The 972-nt window shown below is 39.0% G+C and carries 1 pseudogene; it reads left to right on the top strand.

What is annotated here, in order from left to right:
* Window positions 1–84: 84 nt before the first annotated feature.
* Window positions 85–858: pseudogene (locus tag CBG25_RS04930) on the top strand (acyl-CoA dehydrogenase domain-containing protein); the annotation flags it as partial.
* Window positions 859–972 lie beyond the last annotated feature (114 nt).

The raw sequence follows: 972 nt of genomic DNA on the forward strand, positions 1-972 counted from the left end.
TGTTTGCTATCCATCTCCCACCTAATGCTAAAAGCTCGTTTTACTCGCAATTAACATTCAGGAAGGAGAATTTCGCAAGTTTAGTTAAAACGTCGTGAGCGGATTTCTGCCCGTTTAGGCGATATTTTAAGCCACCTCTATTTAGCATCCGCCACACTAAAACGTTTTGAAGATGATGGCCGCCCAGCAATGGATTTACCGATTGTTGAATGGGTAATAAAAGATTGTCTATTTCAATCAGAAAAAGCCATGCAAGCACTGCTACGAAACTTTCCCAATCGTCTGGTTGCCTTGCTAAGCCGTATTATCATTTTTCCATTGGGTTATCGTTATGCACCACCTAACGATCAACTTGATCATAAACTAGCAAAAATTATGATGACACCATCAGAAACACGCGAGCGTATTGAGGCTGTCGCAAAAGAGGTAGTATCATGTTTTTAATGATTTCAATATTTTGATTTTAAAGAAAAAATTAAATTATTTTTATTGTAAATACCCCTTTTGCGACAGCCTCGTATTGGGCGCGGTCAATATATGACGCCAAGTGAGCATAACCCTCATGGCATAATTAATGCCGCATTATCAGATATTATTGCCGCCGAGCCAATTTTTGAACGCTTAACCAGTCAAGCTAGCCATAAACCACACTTTACCAATTTAGATAAACTTGCCGAACAAGCACACGCCGATGGTAAAATTAGCCAACAAGAAGCTGACATTTTATGTAAAGCAGAAGCCAGCCGTTTAAGATCGATCAATGTTGATGAATTTGAATATGATGCATTGGCGGTAGCGAGTAAAAAATCTGACAAACAGAAAAATAGTTCCCCATTAGATAAAGAGCAAGCGGCATAATTGTAGAACTTGCAGGGGGCTTTACGCCAATTCCCAAACGAAATGCAACAAAGTAAATCCTTGGTCATACATAGATAACATTACTGTAATGACCCCATAAGAGATACTGTTGTA

This window comes from Arsenophonus sp. ENCA (genome assembly GCF_002287155.1).
Lineage (GTDB): Bacteria > Pseudomonadota > Gammaproteobacteria > Enterobacterales > Enterobacteriaceae > Arsenophonus > Arsenophonus nilaparvatae.